Genomic DNA, 25,543 nt, shown 5'->3' on the forward strand with positions numbered 1-25,543 from the left:
TACCTCATCATGTAACTAAAGAAACGTGACTGCGGAACGCTACCAACAGATCAACGGGAGCACTGGTCCAGAAAACTGGGGACTTCCTTGGAGTTGCTGCTAACCGCGAATCACGTTTCCGACTATACGCTCCTGTGTCGGCAAAAGCCAATGGGGTGCGATGAAGTTTTTCTGTCAGCGCCGGCCGGTCAGGCGCGCATACTCTTCGGGATCGTTGAGTGCACGGATGTCCACGAAGCTTCCAGACGGCTGTTCGCGCAGCCGTGGCAGTACGTCGAGGATGTCGCGTGCCGCGGTTTCCGGTTCCGGCATGGTGCGGGTGCCGCGCGCGGCCTTCAGCCGCTGCAGGGCAGTGAAGGTCTCGCTGTCGGCCTCGTCGCAAAGATAGTCCTGCATCGCGGTGTCGATCAGACCCGGTGCGAGCGAGTGCACGGGCACGCCGGGGAATTCGTGCGAGTAGAGCTGCATCAGCATGTTCAGCGCGGCCTTGGACAGGGAATAGCCGCTCCAGCCGGCATTGCCGAACACCGCCGCCCCCGAGGAGATGGCTACGATCTGGCCGACCGGGATCTCGCGCGTCAGCAGACGATCCAGGATCACCTTGTTGGCGAAGGTGTTCACGTCCATTAGCTGGCGCAGTTCGTCCATCGGGGCGTCCGGCATGCGCTGGATGTGTCCCAGCAGGCCGGCATTCAGGATCACGAGGTCCAGCCGGGTGGCGCCCTGCAGCAGCCGGTCCATGGCCTCCGGGATGGCGTCGAAGTCCGCGAGGTCGACCTGTGCGTCGCCGGCGACTCCGTCGTCAGGGCAGCCGCGGCGGCTCATGCCGTAGACCGCCGCGCCGTCGGCGGCGAGGACCCGGGCGAGTCCGAGGCCCAGGCCGCTGGAATTGCCGGTAATCAGTGCCGATTGCGGAGTGGTCGATGTCATGTCTGCTCCTCGCTGATTGGTTCCATCCAGGCGTACTCGGCCTCCACCACGTTGCCGCTCCCGAGGTGCCGCATCTGCCGGCACAACCGGTGCACCAGGGTCAGGCCGCGCCCCCACAGCCTTTCGTCGCTCTCGCCCTCGAGAGCCCGCCGCACCCGTTGGTGGTCGAAGCCCGCGCCACTGTCGCGCACACGGATGCGCACGCAGTGCCAGTCGTCCGTGCGGCGGTAGCGCAGGTTGATGCCGATGCGCCCTTCCAGGCGCTCGAGTCCTTCCTGGCGCAGGCGATAGTACTCGGCAAAGCCTTCCGCGGTGGCCTTCATCTCGGAAGACAGGCCCAGCACGCCGTGTTCGAAGGCATTGTTGCAGAGCTCGGCGACCACCGTCTGCAGGGCCTGAACGTGTTCGCCGGGCTCCGGGAACCAGCGCCGGAGCTGCTGCCGGGCCTCTTCCGCGACGTCCACGCGGGCCAGCTCGGCCCCGGCGGCCTCCATGGACCAGCGTCGGTTGCCGGTGGTGTCCGGGGGTACCGCGAGGCCGGTTTCCAGCACGACCTCGGGGGCGCAGGTGATCGCGACCGCGGTGATGTCGTCGGCCGGTGACGCATCCCCCATGTGCCGTGACAGGGCATCGCCCAGCCGTTCGATCCGTTCCGGTGGGCGCTCCGGATGGCACAGACAGGCATGCAGGCGTGCCTCGCCGAACGGTTCACCGGCGGTGCCTCCCTCTTCCAGAACCCCGTCGGTGACGATCAGCAGGGTCTCGTCGGCGGCGATGGCGTGACGCCGGGGGCCGCTGTCCAGCTCCAGCCGGGAAAGGATCCCCAGCGGCATCGCCTGCGAGGGCAGGCTGCGCAGTTGTCCGTCGCCGCCGCACAGCAGGGCATCCGGCAGGCCGCCGTTCCAGGCGGTCAGGGTCTGCCCGTCGGGCTCAAAGGTGACCAGCACGGCGCCCATGAACATCGACGGTGGCAGAAAGCCGTGGAGCACGTGGTTGAGCTCGAAGACCAGTTCGGTGTCGCCCACACCCTCGCGCGTCAGTGTATGGAAGGTCTCCGAAACCGGATAGGTGCCGATGGCCGCAGCCAGGCCATGCCCGGTGAAGTCCCCCACCAGTACGCGCAGGCCGCCGTCCGGGGTGAAGTCCGACAGCACCACGTCGCCGCTGAAGGTGGCGGCGGCCCACTGGCGTACGTGAAGCCGTTCGTCGCCCACATTGCGTCCGGTGATGGCGCGCGAGAACACGCTTTCCGCGGTCTCTTCCTCCCATGCCTGGCGCGCCCGGGCGCGGTCCAGGGCCTCGTTGCGCTCGCGCAGCCCGTGGTGCAGATCGCGCAGGCGCTCCATGGCGTGGATCTTGGCGCGCAGCACCGAGAGGTTGAGGGGCTTGCTGAGGAAGTCGTCGGCACCGGCGCGGATGCCGCGCAGCAGGGAGTCCTCGTCGTCCAGGGCGGTCAGCATGATTACCGGGATGAAACGATCACCGCACTCGTGCTTGATCTGCCGGGTGGACTCGAAGCCGTCCAGCCCCGGCATCATCACGTCCATCAGGATCAGGTCCGGGGGAGCGTTGCGTGCCTGCTCCACGGCCTGGTGGCCGTCGGTCGCCTCCTCGGTGTCGTAGCCGGCGCCGGTCAGCATCATCTTCAGCAGGCGCCGGTTGTGCTTGTCGTCGTCGACGATCAGCACACGCCCCTCGCCGGACGCCAGCGGCACGCTTTCGGGGAAGGCGCTCACGGACGTCACTCGATGGTGAACAGGCGACCGAAATTGGCGATGTCGAGCACCTTGCGCACCCCGCCGGACGCCCCGACGATGCGCACGTCGGCGCCATCGCCGCCGGCGTGTTCCCGCAACAGCAGCAGCATGCCCAGCGCGGAGCTGTCCATGTACTCCGTCTGCGACAGGTCGATGACGTAGCGCATGCCGGCGCCGCGGGTCTCGCGGTAGGCGCTGCGGAAGTCCTGGTGCTGGTCAAAATCAAAGCGACCGTGGATGGCGATGCGCAGTTCGCTGCCGTCCGTCGATGTCCGGGTCTGGATGCTCATGCGGTCTCCGTCGGGAGTTTTCGGGGGTCAGAAGAGTTCAACGTCGCCGGTGTCCAGGTTTTCCTGATTCACGGCGCGATAATGACGGGTCTGGCGATCCTCGCGCCAGGCGCGCACGCGCTCGGCCATCGCGCGGGCATCGTCGGTGGAGCGTGCCTCGTGGAGGATCCCCTGCAGTTCGTGCAGATGGGCCAGGGCGTCTTCGGCGGTGCCCAGAGACTGACGCGCGATGTCCTCGAACTGCAGCGAGCGAACCGCGGTGGCGACCGCCTGGTTCATGCGATCGGTCAGCTCCGCCTCTTCCCGCAGGCGGTTTTCCATGTCCTCGGTGGCCTCGCGGGCGTATTCGAACAGCGAGCCGACGCGCTCCTTTTCTTCCATGCTGTCGCTCATGTCGCGCGAGGCCATGGCGTGGACCGTGTCGTGCACCTGACGGATGCTGCGGCGCGCCTCCTCGATCTGCTTGCGGATGTCCTCGTGAAAGGTGGCCGAGCGCTTCGACAGGTTGCGGACCTCGTCGGCCACCACCGCGAACCCGCGCCCGGCCTCGCCGGCCCGTGCGGCCTCGATGCTGGCGTTCAGGGCCAGCAGGTTGGTCTGGTCGGCGATCTCGCCGGCACTGTCCAGCAGCTTGAATACCCCGTCCATGTGCTGGTTCATGTCCGCCATGTGGTGCGCGCTCTCCACGCTCTGCCGGCTGACCTCCACCAGGGTGTCGATGAACATCTGCAGGGTCTCGTCCGACTGGCGGGTCAGGTCGCGCAGGATCTCCGGCTGGGATTTGCCTTCTACCCCGGCGCTATTCTGGCTCGCCAGATCGGAGCTCATCAGCTCCTGCTGGCGTTCGGCGATCTGGTGCATGTCGCTGAAGCTGTCGCCCAGTTCCTTCACCGCGTTCTCGATCAGCCCCTTCTGCCGGGTGATCTCCTGATCGATCTGATCCAGCTCGAAGCGCATCGCCTGATCGATCTCGTCGGACAGTTCCGCGCCACCGGCCACGTGGTGGGCGGCTTCCTGTTCGCCGTGGCGGGTGGCGTCCGCGTCCGGGGTGTGCCACAGGGTGACCACCAGCGCGGCCCCCAACAGCAGGGGCACCACCAGCAGGCTGGCCGCCGCGGCTGCTCCGGCCAGCCAGACGCCGCCAATGCCGGCCAGCAGGGTGGCTACCAGGGCGATCGCCAGGCCCCGCTGCAGCGGTGGATGCGTCAGACGTTGTTTCCAGTCATTCATGACGTGTCTCCTCCGTTGGCGACGGCGCGGGCGGTGTCGCGATGATCGTCCAGCAGTGCGTCGGCAATGCGCCCCAGCGGCAGAACCTGTACGGCCGCGCCGCGTTCCACGGCCTCGCCGGGCATGCCCCAGACCAGACTGGTGGCCTCGTCCTGGGCGATGGTGTGGGCTCCGGCCTCGCGCAGCGCCAGCAGCCCGCGGGCGCCGTCGTCGCCCATGCCCGTCAACAGCGCGGCCACGGTGTTGGAACCGGCGGACTGTGCGGCGGATTCGAACAGTACGTCCACGCTGGGCCGATGACGGTTCACCGGGCCCTGGCCGTCCAGCCGGCAGACATAGCGCGCACCGTCCCGCTCCAGGCGCAGGTGATAGTCCGTGCCGGGTGCCACGAACACGTGCCCCGGCATCACCACGTCCCCGTCTTCGGCCTCCTTCACGCGCAGCGCGGTGCTGCGGTCCATGCGCTCGGCGAAGGCCTGGCTGAAGCCGGCCGGGATGTGCTGGGTGATGAGGATCCCGGGTGCGTCCGGCGGCAGTCCCATCAGCACCTCCTTGAGGGCCTCGGTGCCGCCGGTCGACGCGCCCAGCGCAATGACGCGGTCGGTGGTGCGAAAGCGCCGGCTCCCGCCGCTGGCGCTGGTCGGGGGGGGCGGCGTCGGTCCTTCGGACGACGTACTGCTGCGAGCCTGCACGCGAATGCGCGAGGCCGTGCGGATCTTCTCGATCAGGGCGTCCGCGTAGGCCTCCATGGTATGCGCCACGTCGGTCCCCGGCTTGGTCACGAAATCCACCGCCCCCAGCTCCAGTGCCTGGAGGGTGACATCCGCGCCCGCCTCGGTCAGCGAGGAGACCATGACCACCGGCATGGGGCGCAGGCGCATCAGATTGCGCAGGAACGTGATGCCGTCCATCTTCGGCATCTCCACGTCCAGGGTGAGCACGTCCGGGTCGTGCTGCTTGATCTTCTCGCGGGCGTCGTACGGATCGGCCGCGGTTTCCACCACCTCGATATCCGGCGCTTGATCGAGGATCCGTGCCAGCAGCTTGCGGATCAGGGCCGAGTCATCGACCACGATCACGCGGATGGGGCGGGCCTGCGTTGTGCTCATTCGAACAGCTCCACGTCGCCGGCCAGGTCCTCGCCTTCGAGGCGGCGGCGGTAGTCCTGCTCGCGTTCGAGCAGGGTGTTGTTGTGCAGGGACACGAGCTTTTTCAGCCGCACCCGTCCGGAGGCGGGGAAGAACACCACCTTGCGCGGCCACGGGCCGCCCACGTCCTCGGCCAGAATCTCGAGCCCTTCCTCGCGCGCGTAACGGCGCAGAAACGCGATGTTGCGCGCGCCCACATCACTCATGCCCGCCATTACGCGCCCGCCCCCGAACATCTTGATGCGCAGGTCGTCGCGCTCGGCGCCGAGCTTGAGCAGCTCGTTCACCAGGAACTCCATCGCGTGGGTGCCGTAACGCGTGGCATTGGAAACCGCCGGGCCCCAGCCGCTGTCGCGTTCGCCTTCCGGGAGCATGAAATGGTTCATGCCACCCACCCCGGCCTCCGGCGACCATACGCAGGCCGACACGCAGGAGCCCAGGACCGTGGTGATCAGCTCGGTCGACGACACCGAAACATAGCATTCCCCGGGCAGCAGTTTGGCCGCCGGGGCATTATTCAAGCGGTCCCAGTAGCGGTTGATGTGCGCGAAGGCCCCATCATGCAGCTCGGGCAGCGCGCTCATGGCGAAACCCTCCGGTACAAAGTCTGTTCCAGCAGCCGGAACGTGTCGGTCACCCGGTACAGCGACTCGGAGTGGCCGATGAACAGGTAGCCGCCGGGGCGCAGGATGGTCGCGAAGCGTTCGACCAGCTCCTTCTGGGTCGGCTTGTCGAAATAGATCAGCGTGTTGCGGCAGAAGATCGCATCCAGCGGCCCCCGGATCGGCCATTCGTCGAACAGGTTGAGCTGCTGGAAGCGTGCCATCGAGCGCAGGCCATCGCGGATCCGGACCTTCCCGTCCTGCCCGCCCTTGCCGCGCAGCAGCCAGCGCCGCTGGCGTTCGCGCGCGATCCCGGTGATGCGACTGCCGTCGTAGATCCCGGCATCGGCATGCGCAACCACGCGCGAGTCCACGTCGGTCGCGAGGATGCGCGCCGCATCCGTCGAGCCCGTCGCGTCGGCCAGGGTCATCGCGATCGACCACGGCTCTTCTCCGGTGGAACAGCCGGCCGACCAGATCTTCAGCGGTCCGTCCGGGTTGGCCCGGCGCATCTCCTGCAACACCGATCCCTCCAGCATCTCGAAGTGATGCGGCTCGCGGAAGAACGCCGTGAGGTTGGTGGTGAGGGCATTGATGAACTCTTCGAGCTCGGCCTCGTCGCCACCCTCGACCCGGTCGAGATATTGTTCGAAGCGTTCCAGGCCCAGGGCCCGCAGCCGCCGTGCCAGGCGGCTGTAGACCAGCTCCCGCTTGCTCTCGTTGAGCATGATCCCGGTGCGTTCGCCAATCAGGCGGGCGACGCGCCGGAAGTCGCGGTCGCTCAGGCTCTCGAAACGGCCCATTCAGCAAAGGTCTCCCGTGCGTCTCAGAATTCTTCCCATTCTTCGCTGCTGTCCGCGGTGGCGGACTTCTGCTGCGTCCGGGCGCGCGGGGCCGGGGCCGGCTTCTTCTTCTCCTCTTCCTTCTTCGCGGCGGGACGAGCGCTGCCAGCGGCGGCCGGGCGCTGTGCCCGGTTTTCCTCGGTGCGCCCGGCGGGGCGGGCGGCCGCGGCCGGAGCGGCCGGGGCCTCGCTGCGCGAGCCCTTGAAGAAGGCCATCAGCTCGAGCAGTTCGCGAGCCTGATCGTCGAGGGACTCGGAGGCGGAAGCGGCCTCCTCGACCAGGGCGGCGTTCTGCTGGGTGACCTCGTCGAGCTGGGAGACGGCCTTGTTGATCTCGTCGAGCCCGGTGGACTGCTGCTCGGAGGCGGCGGCGATCTCGGCGATGATGTCGGAGACCTTCTTGACCGAGTCGACGATCTCTTCCAGGGCCTTGCCGGAGGCGTCGACCAGTTTGGTGCCCTCGTCGACCTTTTCGACCGAGTCGGAGATCAGGGACTTGATCTCCTTGGCGGCCTGGGCGCTGCGCTGGGCGAGGTTGCGGACCTCGGTGGCGACGACGGCGAAGCCGCGGCCCTGTTCGCCGGCGCGGGCGGCCTCGACCGCGGCGTTGAGGGCGAGCAGGTTGGTCTGGAAGGCGATCTCGTCGATGACGCCGATGATGTCGGAGATCTTCTTGGAGGACTGGTTGATCTCGCCCATGGCGCCGACGGCCTTGCTGACGACTTCGCCGCCCTCGGCGGCCTTGTCGCGGGCGGCGACGGCGAGCTGGTTGGCCTGCTTGGAGTTGTCGGCGTTGGATTTGACCGTGGAGGTCATCTCTTCCATGGAAGAGGCGGTTTCCTCCAGCGAGGAGGCCTGTTCCTCGGTGCGCTGGGACAGATCGGTGTTGCCCTGGGCGATCTCGGAGGAGGCCGAACGCACGTTGTTGGCCCCTTCCAGGATCTGGCCGACCAGCCGGTCAAGGTTGTCGATGGTGTCGTGGATGGCATCGCGGAACTCCGCGAACTCGCCCTGGAAGTTCCCTTCCAGTCGCGCGGTCAGATCGCCCTCGGATATCGCCTGCATAACGCGCGAACCCTCGCGCAACGGCGGTACCACCGCGTCCAGCAGGCCATTGATCTTTTCGCCGACCACGCGCGTGAAGCCGCTGTACTTCTCGGGATCCAGGCGTTCGCCCAGATTGCCACTGGCCGCGTCCTCAATCAGCGTGGTGATCTCTTCCTCGGCTTTGCGGACCTCCGTGACGTCCTGCCACTCCAGCATGTTGCCGGCGTAGTTTCCGTGTGCGTCGATGATGGCGGTGGCATTGATGCGGAAGCGCAGATCCTCCAGAGCGATCTCGGCCTCGTGCGGCAGGCGCGCGGGATTCTGCAGGATGGCGTGCTGGTGCGCAGGGTTCTGATGGAACCGATCAATGGACTCGCCCACCAGGTTTTGCGGATCGAAACCCGCGAAGTGTCGGGAAAAGATCGCCTGATGGCGCTCGAACATCCGCCGCAGCGCCTGGTTGGCGAAAGTAATGTTCATGTGCTCGTCGCACATCATCAGGGCGGCCTCGGCGCCATCGATGGCTGCGGCGAAGCGCGCGCGTTCACGTTCGGAGCGATTGAATTCGGTGATGTCGCTCCACGCCACCATGTTGCCCCGGTAGTTGCCGTCGTCGTCCACGACCGCGGTGGCCTCGAGCTTGAATTCGATTCCGCCTACTTCGATGTTCGCGGTCCAGGGCAGACGTTCCGGGTTCTGCAGGATTGCCCGCTGGTGGGCGGGATTCTCGTGGAACTGGTCGATCGACTGGCCCACCAGGTGCTCCGGATCGAAATCGGGGAACCGTTGCCGGATCTGTTGCTTGCGTTCATTTAGCAGGTCCACAACATGCTGATTCGCGTAAATGATGTTCATGTCCGTGTCGCACATCATCACGGACATGCGCGACCCCTCACATGCGGCGCGCATGAACTCGCCGTCGAGTCGTTCTTCGTAGACGTTGGCATGCTGCGTTTTTTCGGCCATGGTGCTGTCCTCGCTGGAAGCTTGTTGCGGAGTTTCGGTGCGGGCGGATCCGGTGTTCTTGCGGCTGCGGCTCTTCGCCGGTGCCTTGCGGCGCGCGGGGCGGGCTTCGCCCTCGGCGGCGTCAATGGCGTCGCCGGTATCGCCGGTATCGCCGGTATCGTCGGACCCGGATGCCTCGGTCTGCGGCGGCTCGTCCGAGGGCTCGGACCGGGCTTCGTCGCCGTCGTCCATCCAGCCCAGCGGATCGTTGCCCAGTTTGTTGCGCTTGCGTGTGCTCATTGCGTGTCCCGTCGTTCAGGCCGTTGCCGTCGCCGTTTCCATCAGGTCCCCGGCGAGGGCCCTGAAGTCCCCGGCGGCGCGATGCCGGGGCTGATATTCGAAGATCGTCTGGCCGAAGCTCGGGCTCTCGGCCAGCACCACCGACTCGCGGATGGTGGTGTCCAGCAGTTGCGAGCCGAAGTGCTCGCGGATCCGGTCGCGCACCTCGCGGGCGTGGCGGCGCTGTTCCATGAAGCGCGAAAGCACGATCCATTTCGGCCGCGAGCCGCCCAGGCGCTCCTCGATGCCGTGCAGGATGCGCATCAGCCGCGACAGCCCGTTGAGCGAGAGGAAGTCGCCGGCTACCGGGATCAGCATCTCGTCGGCGGCGATGATCGCGTTCATGCCCAGCAGGCCGGCCGACGGCGGACAGTCGATCAGCACGTAGTCGAACGGCTCGTCCATCGCCGCCAGTGCGCGCTGCAGCCGCCAGCCGCGTTGCGCGCCGCCCTCGTTCAGGTTTTCCACTTCCTGCAGATGCTCGCCGGCGGCGACCACCTGCAGGCCGTTGCCGGCCTCGCTGAAGGCGTCGCGCATGCGCGCCTCGCCGTGCAGCACCCGGTCCAGTCCGGCGGGATCCTCCAGGCCGAAGGCCATGGTCAGGTGCCCCTGCGGATCCGCGTCGATCGCCAGCACGCGGTTTCCGGCCAGTGCCAGCGCGTGCGACAGGTTCAGCGTCACCGTGGTCTTGCCGACGCCGCCTTTCTGGTTGATCACCGCGAACGTGCGCATGGGTCGTTGTGCCTCAGGCGCCCTGTTCTTCCCGGATCGCGTCTTCGCTGGCGATCAGGCCGGGGCCGAGCAGGGTGTCGATGTCCAGCACCAGGATCATCTTCTCCTCCACCGTGGCCAGCCCGCGCACGAAGTCGATGCCGATGCGGGTGCCGAAATCCGGGGCCGGCTGCAGATTGTCGTCGCCGATGCTGTACACTTCGGAGACCGCGTCCACCACGATGCCCATCACCCGTTCGCGGTCCTCGCTGATCACCCGCAGCATGATCACCACCGTGGTGGGGCCGTACTCCAGCGGCTCCATGCCGAAACGCAGGCGCATGTCGATGATCGGCACGATCATGCCGCGCACGTTGATCACGCCGCGGATGTAGTCGGGCGTGTTGGGCAGCGGGGTGGGGCGTTCCCAGCCCTTGATCTCCTGCACGCGGAGGATGTCCACCCCGTATTCCTCGTCGGCCAGGATGAAGGTCAGGTACTGGTCCTCCCCGGCGGTGGCCGGGTCCTGGATGGACTGGGTCGCGTCGTTAGCCATTGCGTTGGACTCCATTGGTGATCATGCGGCGCGGGTGTCGTGTCCGGCGGCCATCCGGGCGATGCCCGCAACGTCCAGGATCAGCGCCACCTGGCCGTCGCCGAGAATGGTGGCCCCGGCTGTCCCCGGCACCCGGCGGAAATTGGTTTCGAGCGTCTTGATGACGACCTGCTGCTGCCCCAGCAGGTCATCCACCCGCAGGGCCACGCGCTGGTTGTCCGCCTCGGCCACCACCAGCAGGGCCCGATCCGGCATCGGCGAGGGTTCGGCCTGGCCGAACAGGGCCGCCAGGTCGACGACCGGGATGTATTCGTCGCGCAGGCGATACAGCGGCAGCTTGCCGAAGGCCTGCTTCACGTTCTCGGGTTCCGTCTGCAGTGACTCGACGATCGCGATCAGCGGGATCACGAAGGTCTCGTCGTGGATCTTCAGCAGCTGGCCGTCCATGATCGACAGGGTCAGCGGCAGGCGAATGGTGATCCGCGAGCCCCGGCCCGGCTCGGAATGCAGTTCGATGTTGCCGCCGAGGCTGCGGATGTTCTTCTTCACCACGTCCATGCCCACGCCGCGGCCGGACAGGTCCGACAGCTTCTCCGCGGTGGAAAGCCCGGGCTCGAAGATGTACTGCAGGATCTCGTGCGGTTCCGGATTCTGGTCCGGCCGCAGCAGACCGGCGGCGCGGGCCTTCTCCAGGATGCGGTCGGAGTTCATCCCGCGGCCGTCGTCGCGGATCTCGATCACCACGTTGCCGCCGCGATGGTAGGCCTCCAGCGTGACCCGGCCGGTGGGGTCCTTGCCGGCCGCGCTGCGCTCGTCGGGCATCTCGATGCCGTGGTCGATGGCGTTGCGCACCAGGTGCACCAGCGGATCGCCCAGGTGCTCCAGCACGGTCTTGTCGATCTCGGTGAGCTCGCCCTCCATCTGCAGGTCGATCTGCTTGCCGAGCTGGCCCGAGAGGTCGTGGACCAGGCGGGGGAAGCGGTTGAAGACCTGCGCGATCGGCACCATGCGGATGCCCATCACGCTTTCCTGCAGCTCGCGGGTATTGCGCTCCAGTTCGGCCAGCCCCGAGCGCAGGCGCTCGATCTGCTGCTCCACGCGCGCGGGGTCTTCTTCCATCTGCTCGCTGATGTCGGTGAGCATCGACTGGGTGATGACCAGCTCGCCGACCATGTCGATCAGGGCGTCGATCTTGGCGGCGTTGACCCGCATGGAGCTGGATTCGGTCGGCTTCGAGGCCGCGCGTGCGGGCGCCCCGCCCGCGCCGTCCTCACCGCCGGGGGGCGTGGATTCCGGGCCGGAGCCGTTCGGGGCCGGGTCCGCCGGGGGGTGCGCTCCGGTGCTGTCGCCGGCGGTTTCGAGCGGTTCGATCGTCAGGTCGCATTCGTCCTCGACCCATTCGAAGACTTCCTCGACGTCGGCACGCTCCGCGTCGCCGCGCAGTTCCAGGGTCCAGGCGAGGTAGCTGGCCTCCGGGTCGTAGCCTTCGAGCGTCGGGGGCAGGCCCTCCGCGTCGCAGTGCACCGTCAGCTCGCCCAGCTCCTCCAGTACTTCGAACATGCGCAGCGGGTCGTTGCCGGTGCGCAGGAGGTCGGCGTGCGGACGGAATTGGATGCGCCAGCCGCGAGGTGTGCCGTCGCCACTCCCGGTCGTGCCGCCGGATGCGGCGTCATCGCCGTTTCCGCCGGTCTCCGGTGTCGGGGTGTCCTCACCCAGTGTGGCCTCGATCAGGGCGCGTACCTCGGCCGCCTCGGCCGGGTCGGCTTCGCCACCATCGCGGGCCGCCTGCAGCTGGCCGCGCAGCACGTCCACCGCGCGCAGCAGCAGATTCACGATCTCCGGGGTGGTCTCCTGCTGACCGTTGCGCATGCGGTCCAGCAGGGTCTCCATGCCGTGGGTGAATTCGGAGATCGCGCTGAACCCGAACGTCCCGGCGCCACCCTTGATGGAGTGGGCCGCACGGAAGATCGTGTGCAGGGTTTCCTCGTCGCCGGCGTTGAGCGCCAGCAACTCGGTCTCCATGTGTTCCAGCCCCTCGAAGCTTTCTTCGAGGAAGGCCTCGGTGAACTGGGACATATCCATGGACATGGCTAGCGCAGGACCTTGTTGACGGTGCTCATCAGCTTTTCCGGATCGAACGGCTTGACCAGCCAGCCGGTGGCGCCGGCGGCCTTGCCTTCCTGCTTCTTCTCCGGGCCGGCCTCGGTGGTCAGCACCAGGATGGGCGTGAACTTGTAGTCGGGCAGCTTGCGCAGCTCGCGGGTCAGCTCCAGTCCGTCCTTGCCGGGCATGTTCACGTCGGTGATGACCAGATCGGCCTTCAGCCCCTGTGCCTTGCTCAGGCCGTCGTTGCCATCCCGGCCCTCGGTCACGTCGTGACCGGCCTGCTTGAGCGCGAAGCTCACCATCTGTCGCATCGAGGACGAGTCGTCCACCACCAGCACCTTGGCCATTGCGTGCCCCCTGTTATTCGATTGTCTTGTTCATGCGGGCGACCCCGGGTCCGGTCGTGTGACCTGCAGCAAGCCGTGTGCCAGGGTCGCCGTCGCATTCTCCGAAAAACCTGTACAAGGACTGTACAGCAAACTCGGGGTCCGTCACAGAATTTAACGGGCCCCGGAGGAAAAACTTGAGCCGAGCGGTTCCGCTCCGCGGAAAAACGACCAAATCTTGACGCTTCCTGTGCAACCGGAAAGGCTTTGTGTCCTGCTGCCGTCAGGATCCCGGCGGGTTCGCGGAGTCCTGCACGTGGCCCTCCAGGCCCAGGCGCTGCAGGCCGCTTTCCAGGGTGGGGCTGACGGGATCGAGTGTCATGGGCTGGCCGCGGCGTTCGGCTTCCCGGCGCAGCATCGCCAGCAGCTGCAGGCCGGCGGTGTCGGTGTCCCGGACGCCCTGACCGTCCAGCCGCAGGGGCTGGCCCTGGTCCAGGGTCTGGCGCGCGGCTTCGGTCAGCGCCTCGACGGCGTCAATGCGCAGGCGTTCCGGCAGTTCGGTGGCGGGCTGTTCGTTGGTATTCATGCGGGCTCCTGGTTCATGCTGCGAGATGTCGCGTGAGGGGCGTTCCTGTCTGTGTCGGCATCGGGACGCAGGTTTTGAGGTTTGTCACGTTTTCACAAGTTCCGTTTCTTTTTTCCGGGGGCACTCGCGATGGTCCGTACCGGTCCGCCGCATCGACGCATCATCGCCTTGCCGGGGCGGCCGGAGGTCTGCGAGTGCGCGGGCGAATGGCTGCGGCAACAGGCTGGTGGCCACGGCGTCCTGTGGGTGGGCCGCAGCGCGCCCCCGGATCTGCCCTCGGTGCGTCCGGCCCAGGCCGGAGACTGGCTGGGCCGCGAGCGCGACGTGGTGGTATTCGAGGCGCAGTCCGGTCTCCCCGCCGATGCCCTGGTGATCGTCAGCGGCATCCTGCGCGGGGGTGGGGTGCTGGTGCTGCTCACGGATGCCGGTGGCGCCACGCCGTTCGGCGAGCGCTGGCGGCAGGCGCTGGCGGAAGCGGTGGTGGAGCATCCCGACCCTGGACGGCCGGCGAACTGGCCGCGCCCCGCTGGCGCCGTGCCCGGCGAGGGCTGGACCGACGACCAGCAGCGGGTGCTGGAGCGGCTGCGCGACCCGGGCGAACCGGACGCCCCGGGCGGGCGGCGCTGCGACGTGGTGATCGCCCCGCGCGGGCGCGGCAAGTCCACCGTGCTCGGACAGTGGCTGGGTGAACATGTGCGGCTGTCGGGCGCTCCGGACGGGGAGATTGCCGTGACCGCGCCGGCCCCCGCCGCGGCCGAGCGCCTGCTGGCGCAGGCTGCGGAAGGCTCGCCCGTCGTGGATCCCGCGACGCTGTATTGCGCACCGGCGGTCCTGCTGGATTCCCCGGCACGGCCCGACCTGCTGATCGTGGACGAGGCCGCGGCCATCCCGGTGGAACGCCTGCTGGAGCTGACCCGGCGCGCCCGGCGGGTGGTGCTGGCGACCACCACCGGCGGGTTCGAGGGCAGCGGTCAGGGGTTCCGCCTGCGGGTGCTGCCGGCGCTGGAACGGGCCAGCCTGCGACCGCGGATCCTGCGCCTGCACGAGCCCGTGCGCTGGGCCGCGGGCGATCCGCTGGAAGACTGGATCAACCGGCTGTTCCTGCTGGAGGCGGCCAGCCTCGAGCCTTCGCCCCAGGCCGTACGCTTCGTGTGGCGCTCACCGGCCGAGCTCGCGGGCGACGCCGCCCGCCTGCAGGCGCTGACCGGCCTGCTGGCCGACGCGCATTATCGTACCCGGCCCTCCGATCTGCAGCGCTGGCTGGATGATCCCGACCTGCATGTGCTGCTGCTGGAAGGCGTGCGTGATGGCGCGCTGTTCGGGGCGGTGCTGGTGCAGGCCGAGCCGGGGCTGGAGCCCGAGCTGGCGGACGCGGTGTGGGCCGGCGAGCGGCGGCCGCCGGGACGCTTCCTGCCGTGCACCCTGGCCGCAGTAGGTTCCTTTTCACTGGCGCAGCAGACCGCCTGGCGGATCCACCGGATCGCGGTGCATCCCGCCTGGCAGGGGCGCGGGCTGGGCACGCGCCTGCTGCGCGCGGTGGCCGAAAGGGCCGCGCGCGACGGGGTGGGGCTCCTGGGCGCGGCGTTCGGGGTGACCCCGGGCATGCTGCACTTCTGGCGGCGCGAGGGCTTCGCGCCGGTGCGCCTGGGCGTGCGCCCGGATCCGGCCAGCGGGCAGGTCACGCTGATCGTAATGCGTGCACTGCCGCAGGCCGGCGAGGCGGGGCCGGCGCTGGCGGCGGTGCAGGGGGCGTTCGCCCGCGACTGGCCGTTATGGCGAACGCTGGCTGCGGAGCAGCTGGACAGCGCCACCACCCGTGCCATCGAGCAGAGCCTGCCGGCGCCCGGCGAGCACGGTGAAGTCGAGGCGGACGATCGCGCCTCGATCGAGGCGTTTGCCCATCGCAGCCGCAGCTTCGAGTGGGCCCTGCCGGCACTGCGCCGGGCCCTGGCGGCCGAGGCCGCGCGGGATCGCGAGCTGGATCTGAACTCGGGCCAGGACTCGGGCCGGGCCCTGCTGCATGCCGCGTGCGTGCAGCAGCAGGACTGGGCGGCCCTGCAAGCGCTGGCCGGGGTCTCCGGCCGGCGCGGGGTCATCCGCCGCCTGCGCGAGGCGGCGGCCCGGTGGCTGGCCGGGAGCCGGCCCGAGATTCGGCCCGAGATCCGGCCCGGGACCCGCTAGTCCACCCGCACCAGGCGCGAGCTGACCAGCTCGCCGTGGCGCAGCATCGCGTCGTACAGGCCCTCGCTGCGTTCGGCCAGTTCGGCGTCGTCGTCCCAGGCCCCGGGGCGGTCGAATGCATCGCCGGCGCGGTAGCCGTTGCCCACGGCCTGCACGAAGGCCGCCGCCGCGCGGGTGGTGACGGTCGGGTCGCTGACCGAGCCGTCGCCATGGTCCAGGCGGGCCGGCACGTAGTCGCCGTCGAGCTGGTATTCGAGCGCGCCGAGGAACATGCGGTCCAGCGCCCGGCCCACTTTCTGCTCCAGTTCGGGGTGGCGTTCACCCATCAGGCCGGACGTGCCGTCGCGCTCGCGCAGGATGGAAAACCCGCCGGTGACCTGATGCACGAAGCGCCACTGGCCGCCGACATCCACCTCGTCCGACGCGGCCATGGCCCGGCCGTCGACGAATTCCAGGCGCGCGGGCAGGCCCCAGTCACGCAGCGGCCCGTGTCCGTCCAGCACGGCCGTGGTGATGGCCGCGGCGCGATCCGCCAGGGTTTCCGCCCGTTCCTGGTCGTCATCGTCTCCGTACAGCGCCAGCATCTCGTACAAGCCCTTGTGCCCGCGCAGCATGGCACCGAGCTGATCGACGGACCACTCGGCACCCTCGTCCAGCACGTAGATCCCGGCGTCCGCGTCCCAGGCCTCGTCGGCCCGGTCCGCGACCGCGCGGGCGACCGCGACCAGGTCGTCACGCGAATGGCCCAGCCAGCCGGCCAGCGCGTCCAGGTCGAGCTGGCCCATGTCATCGGCGCCACCCGGCTTGTCCTGGCGGACCCAGGCATAGGCCGAGGCGTGCAGCGCATCCATGCCGTAGGCGAAGGCCTCGGCATCGCTGGCGTCGGCACTGTGGATCCGGCCGTCTTCGTGGCGCGTGTTGACCAGATGGTTCTCCAGCTGCGAGATCATCGGACTGGGCTTATGGGTGAGGTCGTCGTACAGCCCGAGGTCCTCGAACCGGCCCGCGCTGTGGTGCATGTGATAGAGATAGCCGGCCTCGGCATAGGCGGCCGGGCCGGCCTCGTCTTCCCCACCGACGTGCGCCCGCAGGCGGCCCTGGTCGAGGAACGCCCCCTGGGCGTAGTCCAGCAGGTCCAGCCAGCGTTCGCCGACCGCCTGCATCGGGTCTCCGGCCAGTTCCGGGCGATAGCCTTCATGGCCCATCTCGCTGTCGCGCATCAGCCGGCCCTTGACCGTCAGGGCCCCGAGGGCGGCGAAGGTGTCCTCCGCCCGTGCGCCGTCGACGGAGACCAGCGGCTGGCCGTTGCGGTCCAGGGTCTGGGCGACCGTGCCGGTGCCGGTGTCCGCATGCGCGGCGCCTCCCGCGAGGCTCAGCGCCGCGATCAGGGTGCCGCCGAATCGAGTCGTTGCAGTCATCATGAAACCTCCGGGATCATCCTTTGTGGTGTTCGAAGCCGGGCGGCAGGTGCTCGCGCATCGCGTCGCTGAGCGGGACATCGTGCACCACCATCACCGGCAGACTGGCGTGGCGCACCAGCCACTCGGTGGCCGAGCCCGACAGCATGCTGGCGAGCTGGCTGCGCCCGCGGGTGCCCATCACGATCAGTTCGCCATCCCACTCCTCGGCCAGGCGGGAGATTTCCTCGGGTGCACTGCCCACGGCCACCGCGCATTCCTCGTCGTCCCGCGCCCATTCCTTCAGCCGCGCATGGGCCTGATCCTCCGCCGACTGGCGCATGTCTTTCGAATGCAGCGGCGAGGAGCCGGCCCCGGCCATCGCCCCGGCCGCGCTGCCGCGGGCGACATCTGCGGGTTTCATCACGTGCAGCAGGCGGCGCGTGGCACCGGGGCAATGGTGCCGGGCGATGGCCAGGGCCGCGGCCGAGGCGGAAGAAAAATCGATGGCGACGATGACGCGTTGCAGCATGCGGAAATCCTGATTTTCGAGCGTGCGTGGCGGGGGCGACCCCGTTGGACTTTGAGGCTGGCACTTCAGAAAACGCTGATGAGGTGTTAGACTCTCGCGCCTTTCTCACGGGCGGTTCCTGTGACCTGCTCCTCGTCCGTGATCCAGCGCCGTAACTGGTGGCCACGGGATGCCTAGCAGTACCCCACTGACCGGTGCCCGTCAATCCCACCCGTCTTATCACTGCAGTCGCGGTCTGCACCGTGCTCAGGGCCGGCGCGTCAAACCTCTGATCCGGGAGATTTGCCGTGCAGCAGACGCTAAAGGCCTTCTGGCAACGCCAGCGTGACATCTGGTTCTTCAACGTGCGTGGCGACCTGATCGCGGGGATCGTGGTCGCCCTCGCCCTGATTCCCGAGGCGATCGCCTTCTCCATCATCGCCGGGGTGGACCCGTCGGTGGGGCTGTACGCCTCGTTCTCCATGGCGGTGGTGATCGCGTTCACCGGTGGCCGCCCGGGCATGATCTCCGCCGCCACCGGGGCCATGGCCCTGCTGATGGTCACCCTGGTGGCGGAACACGGGCTGCAGTACCTGCTGGCCGCGACCCTGCTGACCGGGGTGATCCAGCTGCTGTTCGCCTGGGCCAAGCTGGGGCGTTACATGATGTTCATCCCGCGCACCGTGATGGTCGGGTTCGTGAACGCGCTGGCGATCCTGATCTTCATGTCCCAGGTGCCGTATCTGGTGGACGGTGACACCACCATGTGGGTGCTGGTCTCCGTCGGCCTGCTGATCCTCTACGGCCTGCCGCTGATCCCGGGTTATCCCAGACTGCTGCCGCCTCCGCTGGTGGCCATCGTGGTCCTGACCATCGTGGTCTACTACATGGGCCTGCCCACCATGGAAGTAGGCGACATGGGCGAGCTGCCCGACGGCCTGCCGGTGTTCCTGTTCCCCGACATCCCGTGGAACCTGGAGACCCTGCAGATCATCTTCCCCACCGCGTTCTCGCTGGCCGTGGTCGGGCTGCTGGAATCGCTGATGACCGCGCAGGTGGTGGACGACCTGACCGACACCCCCTCGGGCAAGAACCGCGAAGCCCAGGGGCAGGGCATCGCCAACATCGTGACCGGCTTCTTCGGCGGGATGGCCGGCTGCGCGATGATCGGGCAGTCGGTCATCAACATCAAATCCGGCGGCCTGGGGCGGCTGTCCACCCTGTCGGCGGGCATCTTCCTGCTGATCCTGATTGTGTTCCTCGGCGATCTGGTGTCGATCATCCCCATGGCCGCACTGGTGGCCGTGATGATCATGGTCTCCATCGCCACCTTCGACTGGAGCTCGCTGACCACCCTGCACAAGCTCCCGCGCACCGATGCCACCGTGCTCATGGTGACCGTGGGCGTGACCGTGGTGACCCACGACCTGTCGCTGGGCGTGTTCGCCGGCGTGCTGCTCAGCGCGGTGTTCTTCGCGCGCAAGATGGTCAACGCCGTCCATGTGGAAAGCGAACGACCGGAAGGAAGCAGGACCCGCACGTACAAGGTCCGCGGGCAGCTGTTCTTTGTGGCCGTGGACAAGTTCATCGACAGCTTCGACTACCGCGAGCGCATTCATCACGTGGTCATCGACCTCAGCGAGGCCTCGCTGTGGGACAGCTCCGCGGTGGCCGCCATCGACAAGGTGGTGGCCAAATTCCGCCGCAATGGCATGGAAGTGGAAGTGAAGGCCCCGCCCGGCCAGAGCGGCGAGCTCCACGACAAGCTCGCGCAGCACGACAAGGAAGGTGGCGCCAGCGAACCCGGCGGGCACTGATCCGCGCCGGCGCGTGACGGGGCGCCCCGGGCGTTCGGCTATCGCCCGGCGCCGGTGTTCAGCGCCGCTTCCAGGTGCGTGATGATGTGGTCGGCTATGCGGGTGTCCAGCCAGTAACGGGGGCGCCCGGGCACGTCTCCGGCCACAAAGCCCACATGCCCGCCGCGCGCCTGCAGCTCCAGCCGGATCCCGGGGCCCAGTTCGCGGGTGGCGGGAACGCCGGTGGCCGGGACGAACGGGTCGTCCGCGGCATGCAGGATGAGGGTCGGCTGGCGGATCGCGCCCAGGCGCGGGCGGCAGCTGGCGCGGGTGTAGTAGTCGGCACTATCGCGAAAGCCGTGCAGCGGGGCGGTGATGCGCTCGTCGAATTCGCGCAGCCGGCGCATGCGGTGCAGTTCCGCCAGTGGCAGCGGGGCATCGTCGCGCGCCGCGAACTTGCGCAGCGTCACCCGGCGCAGACCGCGCATCAGATGCCGCTGGTAGACCCGCGCGAAGCCGCGCTCCAGTGCATCGGCGCTGGCGGCCAGATCGAAGGGCACCGATACCGCCACCGCCGTGGCCAATGGCGTGTCGCCGCGTTCCCCCAGCCACGACAGCAGCATGGAACCGCTCAGGGAAAACCCGCAGACCGCCATCGGCCGGGCGGGATCGCGCCGTTGCAGGGTCTCCACCACGTGGTTGAGGTCGTCCCATGCCGCCGCGTGATAGCTGCGGCGCAGGCGGTTGGGGTGCGAGCCGGCCCCGCGCGAGATCAGCACCGCGCTGCCGATCCCGCGCCGTGCCAGCGCCGCCACCACGCCCAGGGCGTAGCCCGAGGTCTCGTCGCCGCCCAGACCGTGGCCCACCAGCACCAGACCGCGTCCCGGCGGCCCCCAGGCCAGCTCGAGGAAATCCCCGTCCGGCAGTTCCAGGCGTTCGTGCTCCAGCCGCACCGGTGGCGGCGCGCGAAACAGTGCCGGAAAGACCGTTTGCGCATGGCGTCCCGGCAGCCACCAGGCCGGCCGGAACGCCTGATCCGTTTTATCCTCGGGCGGGTCGCTCAACCTCTGGTCTCCAGGATCGCCACCGGATGGTTTTGCGGACAGCGAGCAGGCCATGAAGTGCCCCGAGCGCGCTCGAACCGGGCCACGGCGCCAAAGACGTGGGAAACGATCTTGCCTCCGGATGTCCTGGTGTCGATCGTTTTCGAGACTCCCCGCTCATGGATCGCAGGGATGGACTCGGGGCCGGATGCCGCGCTAACTTAGCACAAGGTAATACTCAGTAATACGAGGTCCACCATGGCAACGTCCCTGAAAATCGATGACGCACTGAAAGCCCGCCTCCAGGATCTCGCCGCCCAACGCCGACGGTCGCCCCACTGGATCATGCTCGAAGCCATCCGCCAATACGTTGACCGCGAGGAAGCCCGAGAGAGTTTCAGGCAGGAAGCCCTGGCGTCCTGGTCGGCCTATCGGGAAACTGGCCAGCACCTGACCGGGCAGGAAGCCCGCGACTGGTTGAGAACATGGGGCACTGACGATGAAGGAGCCGTGCCCGAGTGCCACGAGTAATCGTCACCGCAGGCGCCGCAGAAGGTTTGGAGCGATGCCGGCGCGCTCTCGCCACTAAAGCTCCGGATGCGGCCAGGCGCGCGGGTCAGGTGATCGAGCGGCAATTCCTGCTGCTGGAAACGGCCCCCGATATTGGGCGACCGGACCCTGAAATCCCCGAACTGCGTGAGCTGGTGATTGCCTTCGGCGACTCCGGATTCGTGGCCCTCTACCGTCACGAACCGGCCGACGACGCCGTGTACGTCCTCGCCTTCCGGCACCAGAAAGAGGCGGGTTACTGAATGCGGAGCCCGAGCTTCAATCGCTTGTGCCGTGCATCGGTCACGAACAGCGGAATCCGTAACCGCGCCTTACAGGTTCGGGGCCGGAATTTTCAGATCGTCCGGCGTGAGGCGGTCCGGCAGGAGCGCCTGAACGGCGTCGGGTGCGGCCACTGGACGGTGGGGCGCGCTTACTGGCCCGGCGTCCGTCGACGGTAGACCCCCAGCTCCAGGCGCTCCCACGGATCTTCGCTGTCGCGCTTGTCGATGATGCGGGCCACCAGCTCCTCGTCGCGGTCCAGCAGCTCCGCCGCCATGTCGTTCTCCTCGCGCGGCAGATACCCCAGCTGGTGATCCAGCCAGCACACCGCCACTGCGTTCGGATCGACCGGATTCAGCCGTTCGCGCTGCACCGTCAGCCCCTGCCCGCGGCGCAGATGCGGCCACAGCCGCGGCGCCTCGTGATGCCGATACCCCGCCAGCGGGATCCGCTGCAGGAGCTCCTCCGTGGTCGCCGTGTTCTGAATCCGGTCGCGCCGCGCATAATAACCGCGCAGCACCGGAACGGGACGGGCCTGATCGGGAAAACGGGAACCGTTGCGTTGCATGGGAACCTCCGGGTTCGTGTGGCAGTACCCGTATCCCACCACAGGCGGTGGCTCACACAGTGAGCCACCCCGCACGGGGGTGGTGTGGCGAGGGAGGTTCAGGCGTAACGGGCGGCGGCTTCGCGCAGGGTGTCGGCGACGCGCTGGCGCAGGGATTCGGGGGCGATGACTTCCACGCCGGGGCCGTGGCGCAGGATTTCCTGGATCAGTTCGGTGGGGTCGGAGTAGGGGATCTGCAGTTCCCAGGTGTCGCCGCGGTACTGGCCGATCTGGTCGGGGTGCCAGGTTTCGTCGGCGACCCATCGGGCGTGTTCGGGGTTGAAGCGGAGTACGGCCCATTCGCTGGCGGGGCCGGTGAAGATGCCGAAGGCGGCGCCGATGTGGCGGTCGAGGTCGGCATCGGCTTCTTCGCGCAGGGGGGCGTCCTGCACGGGGGTGGCGGCGCGGATGCGTTCCAGGGCGAAGGTGCGCAGGGCTTCGGCGTTTTCGCACCAGGCGATCAGGTACCAGTTGTCGCGGTAGTAGAGCAGGCGCTGCGGGTGGATGCGGCGGCGGGTGGCGCTGTCGCGGGCGCGGCCGTGGTACTCGATGTCCAGCGGGCGGCCGGCGAGGGTGGCTTCGGCGGCGACGCGGAAGGTGTCGGCGGCGCTGGTGCGGTGGGCCTGGGGCTGGATCTGGATGCGCCGGCGGAGTTCGGTGGAGTCCTGGCCGCCGGTTTCCAGCAGGCGGCGGATGCGGGTCTTCATCGGGCCGATGACGGGGGCGAGCAGGCCCGGCTGCATGTCTTCCAGAAGCTGTTCCATGGTCAGCAGGGCGAGCAGCTCGGATTCGTTGAACCACAGCCCGGGCAGTTCGAAGGCCGGGGCGTCGGGGTCGTAGCGGTAGCCGTTGGCCTGCGCGTCGTACTCGATGGGCGCCTGCATGAAGTCGCGCATGTATTCGATGTCGCGCTTGAGGGTGGCGCGCGACACCCCGAGCTGCTCCACCAGCTGCGCCAGCGAGGGCGGCTGGCGGCTTTCCTTGAGCCGCCGGTGCAGGTGGAAGATGCGTTCGGCGCGGTTCATGGGCCGGATCGGGCTGTGGGTCAGTGCAGCCGGCGGCTGACGCGGATGATCTCGTCGTCGGAGGTGAGGATCTCGCGCTGGAAGCCGTGGCGCCGGGCGAGGGCGAGCATGCCGTCGTTCTGGCGCAGGACCTCGCCGAACAGTTCGCGCAGGCCGTTGCGGCGGGCGGAGTCGACGATGGCCTCCATCAGCAGGGAGCCCACGCCGCGGCCCTGCCAGGCGTCGCTGACGACCACGGCGAATTCGGCGCTCTCGCCGTCGGGTTCGGTGGTGTAGCGGGCCACGCCCACCTGGGTCTCCTCGCCGCCGGCGTGATCCACGGCGATGAAGGCCATCTCGCGGTCGTAGTCGATCTGGGTGAAGCGCACCAGCATCTCCGGGGTGAGTTCGTCCAGCGAGCGCATGAAGCGCAGGTAGCGGGCCTTTTCCGACAGGCTGCGCACGAAAGCCTGTTCGATAGCGGCGTCTTCCGGACGGATCGGGCGCAGTTCCAGTTCGTGGCCGTCGCGGGTTGTCACGTTGCGGGCGACGTGCCCGGGGTAGGGGTGGATGGCCATGTGCGAGTGGTGGCGGGTGTCGTGCCCGGGCTCGGCGAGCTCGATGCGGGCGTCCACCGCCATCACGCCGTGCTCGCCGGCCTGCAGCGGGTTGATGTCCAGCGAGGCCAGCTCGGGCAGTTCGCAGGCCATCTCCGAGACCCGCAGCAGAACCTGTTCGATGGCCTCCCGCGGTACCGGCGGCGCGCCGCGGAACTCGCCCAGGGTGCGCGCGGCGCGGGTCTGGTCCACCAGCCGTTCGGCCAGCGAGCGGTTCAGCGGCGGCAGGGCGATGGCCTGGTCGCCGATGACTTCCACCGCGGTGCCGCCCAGGCCGAAGGCGATCACCGGGCCGAACACCGGGTCGCGCGAGATCCCGAGCAGCAGCTCGCGGGCGTGGCCGACCTCGGACATGCGTTCCACGGTGACGCCTTCGACGTCGGCGTCGGGGAAGTGCTCGCGGATCTGGTCCAGCATCTCCTGCGTCTGCTGGCGCACGGTCTGCACGCTGCGCAGGTTCAGGCGCACGCCACCGAAATCGCTCTTGTGGCTGATGCCGGTGGCGCTGATCTTGAGCGCCACCGGAAAGCCCAGGGTCTCGGCGGCCAGCATCGCGTCGGCCGGGTCGCGCGCGAGGATGCTGGGGTTGGTGGGCACGTGGAAGGCGGCCAGCACGGCCTTGGACTCGCGGATGCTGAGAACTTTGCGGCCATCGTTGCGGGCGTTCTGCAGGATCAGGTGGGCGCCCTCGATGTCGGACGGGGTCTCGTCGCACAGCGGGCCGGGGGTCTGCAGCAGCATGCGCTGGTTGCGGCGGTGTTCGATCAGCCAGGCGAAGGTCTCGATCGCCGCTTCGGGCGTGCGGTACTGCGGGATCCCGGCCTCGTCGAAGCGCCGGCGCGCGCTGGCCACCAGCGGGTCGCCCATCCAGCAGGCGAGCACCGGCTTGCGGCTGTTGCGCGCCTGTTCGATCACGGCCTCGGCGCAGGCGTCCGGGTCGGTCATGGCCTGCGGGGTCAGCAGTACCACCGCCATATCTACGCCGGGGTCGGCCAGCGTGATGCGCAGCGCCTCGCCGTAGCGTTCGGCGGTGGCGTCGCCGAGGATGTCGATCGGGTTGCCGTGCGACCAGTGGCCGGGGAGCAGGTCGTTCAGCGCGTCCATGCTCTTGTCCGCCAGGCTGGCCAGTTCCAGGCCGAGGTCGGCGGCACGGTCCACGGCCATCACCCCGGGCCCGCCGCCGTTGGTCAGGATCGCCAGGTTCTCGCCGCGCAGGCGCATGCCCTGCGCCAGGATGTGCGCCGCGGAGAACCACTGCGAGACGCGCTCCACGCGGACCACGCCGGCGCGTTCCAGCGCGGCATCGAAGACTGCGTCGGAGCCCATCATCGCGCCGGTGTGGGTGGCCGCGGCCTGGGCGGTGGCGGCGTGGCGCGCCGACTTGAGCACCACCACGGGTTTCATGCGAGCGGCCGCGCGCAGCCCGGAGAGGAAACGCCGGGTGTGGCGGATGCCCTCGACGTACAGCAGGATGCCCTGGGTCTCGGGGTCGACCGCGAGGTAGTCCAGCAGCTCGCCGAAGTCGACGTCGGCGGCGTCGCCGGTGGAGGCCACCCCGGAAAAGCCGATGCCGGTGGACTGTGCCCAGTCCAGCACCGCGGTGACCAGCGCGCCCGAGCTGGAGACCAGCCCCAGCTTTCCGGGCAGCGCCTGGTTGTGGCTGAAGGTCGCGTTGAGCCCGATCCGCGGGCGCATGATGCCGAGGCAGTTGGGGCCGATCAGGCGCATGCGGTAGCGCTGCGCGATTTCCACGCATTCCTGCTGCAGGCGCTGGCCCTCGCGCCCGGCCTCGCCGAAGCCGGCCGACAGGATCACCGCGCCGCGCAGACCGGCCTCGCCGCAGTTGCGCAGGATGGCGGGCACGGCCCGCGCGGGCGTCGCGATCAGCGCCAGGTCCACGCGGTGCTCGCCGGGGCGCAGATCGGGCACGCAGGGCAGCCCCTGCACCGTGTCATGCTTGGGATTGACCGGGACCAGCGTGCCTTCGTAGCCGGCGGTCAGCAGGTTGGCCAGGACAGTCTGGCCCACGGCCCCCTCGCGCTCGGTGGCGCCGAACACGGCGACGCCGCGGGGATTGAAGATCTTGTCGAGGATATGGGTGCCCATGCATGCTTCCTGCGGTGGTGGATCCGATGAATTGGT

23 protein-coding genes are annotated in these 25,543 nt (G+C 68.6%); 4 read left to right on the plus strand and 19 right to left on the minus strand.

What is annotated here, in order from left to right:
- Window positions 1-174: 174 nt before the first annotated feature.
- The 13 genes from F573_RS0111005 to F573_RS0111065 form a co-directional block, all read right to left on the minus strand.
- Window positions 175-930, minus strand: coding sequence for an SDR family NAD(P)-dependent oxidoreductase (locus tag F573_RS0111005; protein WP_019022625.1), 756 nt, complete (start codon window positions 928-930; stop codon window positions 175-177).
- Entirely contained in the window at window positions 927-2,666 is a 1,740-nt protein-coding gene (locus F573_RS0111010; protein ID WP_019022626.1) for a SpoIIE family protein phosphatase, read from the minus strand. Before F573_RS0111010 ends, F573_RS0111005 begins: the two co-directional genes overlap by 4 nt.
- Window positions 2,667-2,671: 5 nt before the next feature.
- Window positions 2,672-2,977, minus strand: a complete 306-nt coding sequence (locus tag F573_RS0111015; RefSeq protein WP_018868784.1) for an STAS domain-containing protein — start codon at window positions 2,975-2,977, stop codon at window positions 2,672-2,674.
- A 27-nt stretch (window positions 2,978-3,004) separates the two neighbouring features.
- Entirely contained in the window at window positions 3,005-4,207 is a 1,203-nt protein-coding gene (locus F573_RS15515; RefSeq protein ID WP_019022627.1) for a methyl-accepting chemotaxis protein, read from the minus strand.
- Window positions 4,204-5,316: a chemotaxis response regulator protein-glutamate methylesterase gene (locus F573_RS0111025; RefSeq protein WP_019022628.1), complete on the minus strand. Its 1,113-nt coding sequence runs from the start codon at window positions 5,314-5,316 to the stop codon at window positions 4,204-4,206. Before F573_RS0111025 ends, F573_RS15515 begins: the two co-directional genes overlap by 4 nt.
- The gene (cheD, locus tag F573_RS0111030) at window positions 5,313-5,939 is read right to left on the minus strand and encodes a chemoreceptor glutamine deamidase CheD (RefSeq protein WP_019022629.1); all 627 of its coding nucleotides are present in this window, start codon (window positions 5,937-5,939) and stop codon (window positions 5,313-5,315) included. Before cheD ends, F573_RS0111025 begins: the two co-directional genes overlap by 4 nt.
- Entirely contained in the window at window positions 5,936-6,760 is an 825-nt protein-coding gene (locus tag F573_RS0111035) for a protein-glutamate O-methyltransferase CheR (protein WP_019022630.1), read from the minus strand. Before F573_RS0111035 ends, cheD begins: the two co-directional genes overlap by 4 nt.
- Before the next feature lie 23 nt (window positions 6,761-6,783).
- Complete coding sequence (locus F573_RS0111040; protein ID WP_019022631.1) at window positions 6,784-9,090, minus strand: methyl-accepting chemotaxis protein; 2,307 nt, start codon at window positions 9,088-9,090, stop codon at window positions 6,784-6,786.
- 15 nt (window positions 9,091-9,105) lie between these two features.
- The gene (locus F573_RS0111045) at window positions 9,106-9,861 is read right to left on the minus strand and encodes a ParA family protein (protein WP_019022632.1); all 756 of its coding nucleotides are present in this window, start codon (window positions 9,859-9,861) and stop codon (window positions 9,106-9,108) included.
- A 13-nt stretch (window positions 9,862-9,874) separates the two neighbouring features.
- On the minus strand, window positions 9,875-10,396 hold the full coding sequence (locus F573_RS0111050; protein WP_018869624.1) for a chemotaxis protein CheW: 522 nt from the start codon (window positions 10,394-10,396) through the stop codon (window positions 9,875-9,877).
- A 21-nt stretch (window positions 10,397-10,417) separates the two neighbouring features.
- Window positions 10,418-12,484 carry a chemotaxis protein CheA gene (locus tag F573_RS0111055; RefSeq protein WP_026300891.1) on the minus strand — a complete coding sequence of 689 codons (2,067 nt, stop codon included), beginning with the start codon at window positions 12,482-12,484 and terminating at the stop codon, window positions 10,418-10,420.
- A 2-nt stretch (window positions 12,485-12,486) separates the two neighbouring features.
- Complete coding sequence (locus F573_RS0111060; RefSeq protein WP_018869626.1) at window positions 12,487-12,849, minus strand: response regulator; 363 nt, start codon at window positions 12,847-12,849, stop codon at window positions 12,487-12,489.
- A gap of 262 nt (window positions 12,850-13,111) precedes the next feature.
- On the minus strand, window positions 13,112-13,414 hold the full coding sequence (locus F573_RS0111065) for an STAS domain-containing protein (protein ID WP_019022634.1): 303 nt from the start codon (window positions 13,412-13,414) through the stop codon (window positions 13,112-13,114).
- A 129-nt stretch (window positions 13,415-13,543) separates the two neighbouring features.
- Here F573_RS0111065 and F573_RS0111070 point away from each other — a divergent pair, with 129 nt between their 5' ends.
- Window positions 13,544-15,595 (plus strand): GNAT family N-acetyltransferase, encoded by a 2,052-nt coding sequence (locus F573_RS0111070; protein WP_019022635.1) that lies wholly within the window; start codon window positions 13,544-13,546, stop codon window positions 15,593-15,595.
- Here the strand turns inward: F573_RS0111070 and F573_RS0111075 are convergent.
- Entirely contained in the window at window positions 15,592-17,016 is a 1,425-nt protein-coding gene (locus F573_RS0111075) for a hypothetical protein (protein WP_019022636.1), read from the minus strand. The two genes, F573_RS0111070 and F573_RS0111075, sit on opposite strands and share 4 nt — an antisense overlap.
- 13 nt (window positions 17,017-17,029) lie before the next feature.
- Window positions 17,030-17,524 (minus strand): universal stress protein, encoded by a 495-nt coding sequence (locus F573_RS0111080; protein WP_018869630.1) that lies wholly within the window; start codon window positions 17,522-17,524, stop codon window positions 17,030-17,032.
- A gap of 287 nt (window positions 17,525-17,811) precedes the next feature.
- Between F573_RS0111080 and F573_RS0111085 the strand changes: the two genes are divergently transcribed.
- Window positions 17,812-19,320, plus strand: a complete 1,509-nt coding sequence (locus F573_RS0111085; protein WP_019022637.1) for a SulP family inorganic anion transporter — start codon at window positions 17,812-17,814, stop codon at window positions 19,318-19,320.
- A gap of 38 nt (window positions 19,321-19,358) precedes the next feature.
- Here the strand turns inward: F573_RS0111085 and F573_RS0111090 are convergent, their stop codons facing one another.
- Complete coding sequence (locus tag F573_RS0111090) at window positions 19,359-20,363, minus strand: hydrolase (protein WP_019022638.1); 1,005 nt, start codon at window positions 20,361-20,363, stop codon at window positions 19,359-19,361.
- A 237-nt stretch (window positions 20,364-20,600) separates the two neighbouring features.
- On the opposite strand from F573_RS0111090, the gene F573_RS0111095 reads away from it, so the two are divergent.
- Both F573_RS0111095 and F573_RS0111100 read left to right on the plus strand, forming a co-directional pair.
- Window positions 20,601-20,873 (plus strand): CopG family ribbon-helix-helix protein, encoded by a 273-nt coding sequence (locus F573_RS0111095; RefSeq protein ID WP_018869633.1) that lies wholly within the window; start codon window positions 20,601-20,603, stop codon window positions 20,871-20,873.
- A gap of 26 nt (window positions 20,874-20,899) precedes the next feature.
- Complete coding sequence (locus tag F573_RS0111100; protein ID WP_024329990.1) at window positions 20,900-21,154, plus strand: type II toxin-antitoxin system RelE/ParE family toxin; 255 nt, start codon at window positions 20,900-20,902, stop codon at window positions 21,152-21,154.
- A gap of 170 nt (window positions 21,155-21,324) precedes the next feature.
- On the opposite strand, the gene F573_RS0111105 is transcribed toward F573_RS0111100, so the two are convergent.
- From F573_RS0111105 to F573_RS0111115, 3 genes are all read right to left on the minus strand, one after another.
- Window positions 21,325-21,741, minus strand: coding sequence for an HIRAN domain-containing protein (locus F573_RS0111105; protein ID WP_018869635.1), 417 nt, complete (start codon window positions 21,739-21,741; stop codon window positions 21,325-21,327).
- Window positions 21,742-21,839: 98 nt separating this feature from the next.
- A complete protein-coding gene (locus F573_RS0111110) occupies window positions 21,840-22,805 on the minus strand; it encodes a YafY family protein (protein ID WP_019022639.1) in 966 nt (321 codons plus the stop codon).
- Between the two features lie 20 nt (window positions 22,806-22,825).
- Window positions 22,826-25,507, minus strand: a complete 2,682-nt coding sequence (locus F573_RS0111115; protein WP_019022640.1) for a bifunctional acetate--CoA ligase family protein/GNAT family N-acetyltransferase — start codon at window positions 25,505-25,507, stop codon at window positions 22,826-22,828.
- Window positions 25,508-25,543: the final 36 nt, after the last annotated feature.

This window comes from Thioalkalivibrio sp. ALE23 (assembly GCF_000378545.1).
Lineage (GTDB): Bacteria > Pseudomonadota > Gammaproteobacteria > Ectothiorhodospirales > Ectothiorhodospiraceae > Thioalkalivibrio.